The 7,918-nt window shown below is 43.8% G+C and carries 5 protein-coding genes and 1 pseudogene; all 6 read left to right on the top strand.

Going from position 1 to position 7,918, the window contains the following annotated elements:
- Window positions 1–219 precede the first annotated feature (219 nt).
- Window positions 220–468 (top strand): annotated as a pseudogene (locus QUA03_RS27680) (IS701 family transposase); the annotation flags it as partial.
- A gap of 55 nt (window positions 469–523) precedes the next feature.
- Window positions 524–1,573, top strand: a complete 1,050-nt coding sequence (locus QUA03_RS27675; RefSeq protein ID WP_333216759.1) for a DMT family transporter — start codon at window positions 524–526, stop codon at window positions 1,571–1,573.
- 11 nt (window positions 1,574–1,584) lie between these two features.
- Window positions 1,585–2,772, top strand: a complete 1,188-nt coding sequence (locus QUA03_RS27670) for a mechanosensitive ion channel domain-containing protein (protein ID WP_333216757.1) — start codon at window positions 1,585–1,587, stop codon at window positions 2,770–2,772.
- A 232-nt stretch (window positions 2,773–3,004) separates the two neighbouring features.
- Entirely contained in the window at window positions 3,005–3,946 is a 942-nt protein-coding gene (locus QUA03_RS27665; protein ID WP_333216755.1) for a bestrophin family ion channel, read from the top strand.
- A gap of 250 nt (window positions 3,947–4,196) precedes the next feature.
- Window positions 4,197–6,344, top strand: coding sequence for an adenylate/guanylate cyclase domain-containing protein (locus QUA03_RS27660; protein ID WP_333216753.1), 2,148 nt, complete (start codon window positions 4,197–4,199; stop codon window positions 6,342–6,344).
- Complete coding sequence (locus QUA03_RS27655) at window positions 6,337–7,815, top strand: mechanosensitive ion channel family protein (protein ID WP_333216752.1); 1,479 nt, start codon at window positions 6,337–6,339, stop codon at window positions 7,813–7,815. Before QUA03_RS27660 ends, QUA03_RS27655 begins: the two co-directional genes overlap by 8 nt.
- Window positions 7,816–7,918: the final 103 nt, after the last annotated feature.

Genomic DNA, 7,918 nt, shown 5'->3' with positions numbered 1-7,918 from the left:
GTAAAACCGGAGTCAAAATCCTCCAAAGGTTTACCCTACATACTCCGACGCCTTTTGTCAATGGGGGAACTTCAGTCTAATTAAACTAGGAATTACGCATTGACAGAATAACAAAATAGTGCATTTATAAATATGGGTCGTCTACTTTCTAGGTATCGGACAATCAGAGAAATTATTAAACCATCCACAGCACAATGGAATAAAGACCTCTACACCTTTGATACCAATTGGGGAATTGAAACCTTTCACAGAGCGATAAAACAAGTATGTGAAATTTGTCGGTTCATGGTTAGAGATTCCTATGCAATCAAGACTCATATATGTTGTTCACTTCAAGCTTTTGTCAGATTGGAGTTTATGCGCTCTGAAAAGATAATTAGCAATTGGTATGAAGTCCAAAGGAATCTGTTCACTTTAGTTGTACGTGAGCTTATTTTTGCCAACCTTGGCAGTGATGGCATTATCTAGAATACATAGAAGATGTTTTTTGTCAATGCGTAAGTCCTAAGATTATAGAAACTTGATGAAAAGCATTAGTAAATTCCAACATACCCAGGGCATCCTACTGCTTGTTGCGGTAACCATTTTCTGGGGTACAACCTTCCCCCTGGTTAAGGAAACAATCGTTAGCCTTTCCCCAGGAGCGCTGATTGCCATCCGTTGCGCCTTGGCAGCACTAGGTTTTGCCGTGCATTTGCGTGACTTGAACAAGCATTCGCTCCGAGATGGGGCAATCTTGGGACTGCTGTTATTTGGCTCTTTAGCTACCCAAGCGATCGCCCTTGAGACTATCTCTGCCAACCGAGCGGCATTCATAGCTAGCCTGAACGTAATCCTAGTCCCCCTCTTGGGACAGCTACTGGGTCAGCGTGTACTCGTTACGACTTTCCTCGCCGCCGGACTTGCTGTGGGTGGTGTTGGCGTAATGTCCTGGGAGGATGGAGTCTTAAGCGTCGGCGATCTCTGGATGGCAGGTGACGTTCTCTGTTATACGGCCTACATAATGAGGCTTGAAGTCGTCACCCCACGCCACCCACCCTTGGTACTCACCGCAGTCCAAATCTTGATAGTAGGAGTGCTGGCAACCGTCTGGTCAGCCCCCGAATTAATTGGACAGTTGAAGGCGCTCTCAACGAACTATACGAACTTGATTCCGATTGTCTACCTAGCTTTAGTTACCGCCGCCACCACTTGGCTACCAGCGATCGCTCAGAAATCGGTTTCTGCCCAGGAGACGGCGATCATCTACACCTTCGAGCCTGCGTTTGCAGCAGTATTCTCGTTTTGGCTGCTAGGCGAGAAGCTTGGAGTACGTGGCTGGGTTGGCGCTGGGATGGTGCTAGCTGCCATGATTCTCAGCCAGATTCCCATGAGCAATTCCCCAATCAAAATCGTACCTCTTTCTCAAGAACAAGCAAAGGCTCAAGAAGAGGTGAGTGAGTCCTATGAAATGTTGGGGTTAGAGCCTTCAGTGTCATTAGACTTAATTAATAGTGAGTCCTCTGAAATGTTGAAGTTAGAGCCTTCAGTTCGATTAGAGTTAATTAAGGTAGCCACTAAAATAGCAGAGTAGAAAAACTAACAATGATGATGCAATCAAATTTAATTACGAGCGAGGTTTTTAGTTATAGGGAAATCATTTGGAAAGAAATTAAGGAAACGCTACTTGATTCACACATAACTATTGCAAACATACCGCTGAATAAAATAGTGATCGTCGTCACTATCATCCCGCTCATACAACTGTTGAGAGGATTATTCTTTTCGATTGTCATCAACAGAATCAAGCATTTTACTAGCGCAACGGATACTACACTGGACGATGAGTTAGTCGAGATTATGGAGCAACCATTAGGGTGGCTGATTTTCATCGCTGGACTTTGGATAGTGCAGGTGATTTTGGCAGAGAATCTAAAGCCTCAAGTGAGCGAGATGCTAGCTAAGATTCTGAGTCTGAGTGCTATAGTTACGGTTGCATATATTGTTTACCGCGCCTCTCCACTGTTGGGAGAGATACTGAGAAAACTGACGCTGAACACCAAAACCGAACTAGACGACTTGCTTGTACCCTACGTGCCTCGTCTGTTTCAGACGGCGGCACTCGCTGTTGTAGTGTTAAAGGCGGGTGAGGTGTTGTTAGGAGCATCTGCAAATGCGCTCATTGGTCTATTAGGTGGAGCGGGAATCACGTTCGGTTTATTGCTTAAGGACATTATCTATGACTGGTTGTGTACCATTATTATTTACACGGATAATCTATATCGACCTGGTGACTGGGTGATTGTGGATGGAATAGATAGTAGTATTCAAGTCCTAGAAGTCGGCATCAGAACTACAAAGCTTCATCTCACCAAATGGGATTCTATCAAAAAGATACCCAATTCCAAAATGATTACTGGGATTGTCGAGAATTGGTCGCAAAATCCTGGTAAAGAGGAGTCATTTGGCATTAACTTAACTCTCAAAATTGACAGTATTTCGGCGGAAAAAACTGCGATAATTTGTCAGGCTCTTGAGAAGATACCTAAGTCTATTGATTCTTTACACGACCGATCTGATGTTTGGTTGGACAGACTTGAAGAGAATGCACGCATCATAAATATTCGAGCCTTTAATAATAATATGGATTTATACTTTGCCGCTTGTCAAGAATTGAACCTAGGAATATTGGCACTACTGGAAAAAGAGGGTATAGATACCCTACACGTAGAATTTAGAACATACCTCGAAAGCTATAAGGAGACTTGGGAAAGAAGTAGTAAGATAAATTGACCTTGCACTTTTCCCGGAAAAATGGAGCGCGATCGCTACCTGCCTTGCCAACTGAAGTATCGATTTCAAGGTTCCACTCGCATGAAGTCAACAAAGAAGCAATCCTGTTTGCAAATTAAGCTTACCGCACTATTCATGACGCCATTGTTCCGTATCGGCACATCATAGCTGGCAGCGCTCTATCATTGCCGCTCCAAATGCCAGATGCCAAATATCAATTATTCAAATAAGAATGAAAACAAAAACTAAAAACTGGTTTAAACTTGCTTTCCAGTTCAGAGGCTCAGTTATTTTAGCCATTTATCAACGAGTTATTGGGTTTGGTCTGTTTAGTTTTATTGTTTCTGTACTTTACTATTTCAACCTCCCTGTATCCCAACCTATTTTGGGAAGTATTATTCCCAGCATCGTCTTAGGCTTATTACTGGTATTCCGAACTAATACGGCTTACGAACGGTTTTGGGAAGGTCGTAGATTATGGGGGAATTTAGTCAACGACGCCCGTAACATGGTTTGGCAAATTGGGGCAATGATGAACGACATTGAACCAGAAGATCGAGCCAAAAGAATTGCAGTCATGCGCCTCGTAGCTGCTTTCCCCCTAGCGTGTAAATTGTATCTTAGGTCAGAAGCTGTAAATAGCGAATTAGAAGAATTGATGTCTAGATCTCAGTATTTGCAGCTAAAGACAATCAATAATCCACCGCTACAAATAGTCTTTTGGATAGCAGATTATCTACAACAGCAGTATCAACGTGGTAACGCTGTCTTACATTACGGCCATGTAGTTTTTCTGCAAGCTACTGTGAAGAGTATGATGGAGTCTGTAGGACACTGCGAACGCATTTTAAGAACGCCCCTCCCCCTAGCTTATTCCATTCATCTCAAGCAACTGCTATTAATTTACTGCCTGTTATTACCTTTTCAGCTAGTTAAAGATTTGGGATGGGGGACAGGCTTATTTGTTAGTTTGATTAGTTTTACTTTACTTGGCATTGAAGAAATTGGTCTGGAAATAGAAAACCCGTTTGGGTACTATACCAACGACTTGCCTCTTGATGCTATTTGTAACACAATCAAATACGACATTGAAGAGTTTCTCACTTGTAATCCCCACCTCAACTCTAAGTCAGAGAAAATTTACCAAGAAGATTGGTATGATAAACAACTGTAAGAATTCGAGGTCTAGAAGAAAAAAATGAATTTTGAGGTAATATAAATTTTTAGGAGTTATGCACAGACTCTACACATATTTTGTTAGGTCGTTTCTTAGCCGATAGAACTTCTGAAGATCCGCTGGTATCAAAAGACCTATTTGCCTCAGATAGTAGTGTTGAATGGCGAGACACCAACCCTTTAGAAAAAGTCCTCCCTCAATGATGTCTCATGAGAGAAATAAAGCAAATAATGTCAGGAAAAATCCTATGCAATTCGTGAATCAATTAAGTATCAAGACAAAACTCATAGTTATGTTGCTGGTAGTCAGCCTTTGCGCTATGTTCGCCACCACCTATATATGCTCTAGCAGTGGGAAAGCTACTCTGACCGCAAAAGTCTTCAACCAATTAACCAGCCTGCGGGCGGCAAAAACTGATCAAATCCAAGATTATTTTCAAAGCCTTTACCACCATAGCCAAACCTTAAGCGAAGACCTGACAGTCGTCGGTGCCATGCAGGAGTTCAAGACAGCCTACCGCCAACTTGAACAATCAACAATACCAGCGGATTTTGACGCAAAAATTGATACCTACTACCGGACAGAATTTTTAACCAAACTAACGCGAACTAACGAGGGCACGCCAGTTCTGGCATCCTACACGCCAAAAACAACTGCTGCCCGTTACTTGCAGTACCACTACATCGCTGCTAACCCCAACCCCGTTGGCAAAAAACTTCTCCTTGACAATCCAGGCGACGCCAGCGCTTACAGCCGCGCTCACGCCCGCTACCACCCTATTTTTCGCAATATAGTTGAAAAATATGGTTACTACGATATGTTTTTGATCGATCCCGAAGGAACTGTTGTCTACACGGTTTTTAAAGAAGCTGACTTTACCACAAACTTCACCAACGGCCCCTACAACGAGAGTAACCTAGCATTCGCGATCGCCGCGGCACGACAAGCAAATGGAAAGGCCTATGTGAAAATAGTAGATTTCAAACCCTACAGCCCTTCCTACGGTGCGCCTGCGGCTTTTATCGCTGCCCCAATCTTTAACGGCTCCCAATTCATTGGTATTTTGGCGTTCCAGCTTCCCGTTGACAAAATTAACAATGTGATGACTGCCAACAAAAATTGGAAAAAAAATGGTCTGGGCGATTCAGGAGAAACTTATCTGGTTGGGTCGGATTATTTAATGCGGTCTGCGTCTCGTTTTCAGATTGAAGACCCAGAAGGTCATGCAAAAACTCTACGCTCGATCGGCACTGATGAAAAGACTGTCAACAAAATCAAAGAGTTCAATACTACGATTCTACTACAGGAAGTGCAAACAAAAGCAGTGAAGGAAGCGTTGTTTGGAAAACAGGGTACGCAGGTTATCGACGATTATCGTCATATTCCTGTTTTGAGTTCTTATGCTCCCCTAGATATTGATGGATTGAGGTGGGTGATGTTGGCGGAGATTGATGTTTCTGAAGCCTATGCCTCAATTCACTCGTTTGAAAAAAAAGTTGTGATTGGAGCTACTATAATCATCGCGCTAATCACGCTTGTGGCGATCTGGCTGACCTCAATTTTTGTCAAACCCATCAATACTTTAATCAAAAGCGCTCGTAAGGTGGGAGCTGGGGATTTTGACGCGGTTGTGAAATCGGGTTCGCAAGATGAATTTGGAGACTTAGCTAAGTCATTTAACCAAACGATAGGCATCCTTCGTACCGAAACTAAACTAATCGAGCGCGAAAATCGCGAAAATGAAGCATTAGTCTTAAGTATATTTAGTCCCGCAATCGCCAAACGCCTCAAACAGGGCGAACGAGAAATTGCCGAGCAGATTTCTAATGTCTCGATCTTGTTTTCCGACCTCCACCAATTCACCAAGATGACTCAATCAATGTCCCCTCAAGAGGTTGTTCGCTTGCTGAATGAACTGGTAACAGGTTTTGATGAAATGACAGATAAATACGGTCTAGAGAAGATTAAAACTATTGGTGACGGTTACATGGCTGTATGCGGCATTGGTATGCCACGTCTGGATCATGACAAACGCACGCTAGATTTTGCTTTGGAAATGCTGTCGTTTGTCCGCCGATTTAGTTATGAAAAAGACTTACATCTAGACCTGCGGATCGGCATCAATTCAGGAGATGTGGTTGCAGGGGTGATTGGTAAAAATAAATTGCAATACGACGTTTGGGGCGATAGTGTAAATATTGCCAATAGATTAAAGTCGGCTTGTCCGCCGGGAGCAATCTTAGTTTCTCAAAACCTCTGCTCGCGCCTGCACGATCTCTACGATTTTGAGCTGTTTGGTGAAATTCAAGAACCTGGAAAAGAAAAGTTAGTGGCTTGGCAAGTCAAAACTTCTAAGCTGACCGTAAGTGTTCGAGAGGAAGAAGTTTATGAGTAATTTAAGCTTTTCAAATGACTGGCAAACCTGGGCGGTAATTGTCGGATTAGGGTTCCCACTCCTGGTCGTTTTACTAGGAGAGGTTATTTATCATCTACAAAGGCGCGGTAGACCGCTGGCGGCTACGCTGCGGGTTGTAAAAAACCTCGTCCTGCCCGTCTTAATGCTGATGGTTTTAATCAGGAATGTCGTGAGGCTTGACGTTGACGGGAATTTTGCCAAGCTCGTCGCAACGCTGTTTTGGATATCTGTTATCTACGCTTCTCTCTCGCTGTTTAATGTGATTTTGTTTGAAGAAGCTGAGGCCAATACATGGCGCGCACGGATGCCCAAACTGCTGATCGACCTTTCTAGGTTGTTTTTGGTGCTTGTGGGAAGCGCGATCGTGCTGGCGGCAGTGTGGGGTGCAGATTTGGCGGGTCTTGCTACGGGATTGGGCGTGAGTTCGATCGTGATCGGTTTGGCGCTTCAGGACACATTGGGTAGCATCATGTCGGGCATTGCGCTGCTTCTAGAACGCCCCTTCAGTGTGGGTGATTGGTTGCGAATTGGAGATATCGAAGGGCAGGTAATTGATATCAATTGGCGCTCTGTTCGCCTGCTTACTCTCCAGCGGCAGGTGATTATCGTTCCCCATCAATTTGTTGGAAAAGAAATAATTCATAATTACAGCCAACCAGAACGCATTTACAACCAACGTATCAATATTGGCTTTTCCTACGATAGCCCCCCTAACCTGGTGAAGCAGGTACTGCTAAGTACAGCTTTGGCTACACAGGGGATATTAGCCGAACCCGAACCAGAGAGCAAAACCACATCCTATGATGAGACTGCAATTATCTATGAGGTGGAGTTTTTTATCGAAAACTTTGAGGATATGGAGCAGATACTCGATCGATTTATGACACGAGTCTGGTACGCAGCGCAGCGAAACAACCTGACGCTATATCGCTACCGATACTCCTATGCTGTGGAAGCTGCTGATAAGGCAGATAGCGCTTCAAGTAAGTTAGCCCAAAGCCTGCACTCAATTCCCGGATTTATGCCTTTAGCTAGAGAGCCGAAAAATTTGGATGACTTAACTAAGGGAACTATTTTACAGAAGTTTGGTGCGGGAGAGAAAGTCATCCGGCAGGGCGAGCCTGGTAATGCTTTGTACATTATCATTGCGGGTCAGGCTAAGGTAACAGTCACGAACAAGTTGGGCATGGAGTTGGAGGTAATGACTATCTTGAGTGGTGAGTTTTTTGGCGAGATGGCGCTGTTTAGTGGGGAACCGAGTCCGGTATCGGTTGTCGCCGTTGACGATTTGCAGGTTCTTGTCGTCTACTCAGATGCTGTAAATACGATGATTGAACGTCAACCAAGCTTGGGGCGCGAGATCGGTCAAATTATCGAAGCGCGAAGCAAAGCGGTAAGTATGGCCGGGCAGGCAGATGTTTCGTCAAGAGCTGAGGTTGATTCTATATGAGGCTTTTGAACTAAATTGATATCGAGTAAGCTGTTCGACATCTAAACTGCATTAACTCGCGTTACCTTTGTTTTTGATCTTTCGGTTCCATTTCATAATTAAT

Origin of the sequence: Microcoleus sp. S36b_A4 (genome assembly GCF_036700645.1) — a bacterium.
Lineage (GTDB): Bacteria > Cyanobacteriota > Cyanobacteriia > Cyanobacteriales > Microcoleaceae > Microcoleus.
The sequence above is the reverse complement of the archived record's forward strand: the minus strand, read 5'-3'. Positions and strand labels throughout refer to the sequence as shown.

Bases quoted from the DNA above. Each gene is read 5' to 3' on its own strand.
- QUA03_RS27675 (WP_333216759.1), top strand. From the start codon at position 524: ATGAAAAGCATTAGTAAATTCCAACATACCCAGGGCATCCTACTGCTT.
- QUA03_RS27670 (WP_333216757.1), top strand. From the start codon at position 1,585: ATGATGATGCAATCAAATTTAATTACGAGCGAGGTTTTTAGTTATAGG.
- QUA03_RS27655 (WP_333216752.1), top strand. From the start codon at position 6,337: ATGAGTAATTTAAGCTTTTCAAATGACTGGCAAACCTGGGCGGTAATT.
- QUA03_RS27665 (WP_333216755.1), top strand. From the start codon at position 3,005: ATGAAAACAAAAACTAAAAACTGGTTTAAACTTGCTTTCCAGTTCAGA.
- QUA03_RS27660 (WP_333216753.1), top strand. From the start codon at position 4,197: ATGCAATTCGTGAATCAATTAAGTATCAAGACAAAACTCATAGTTATG.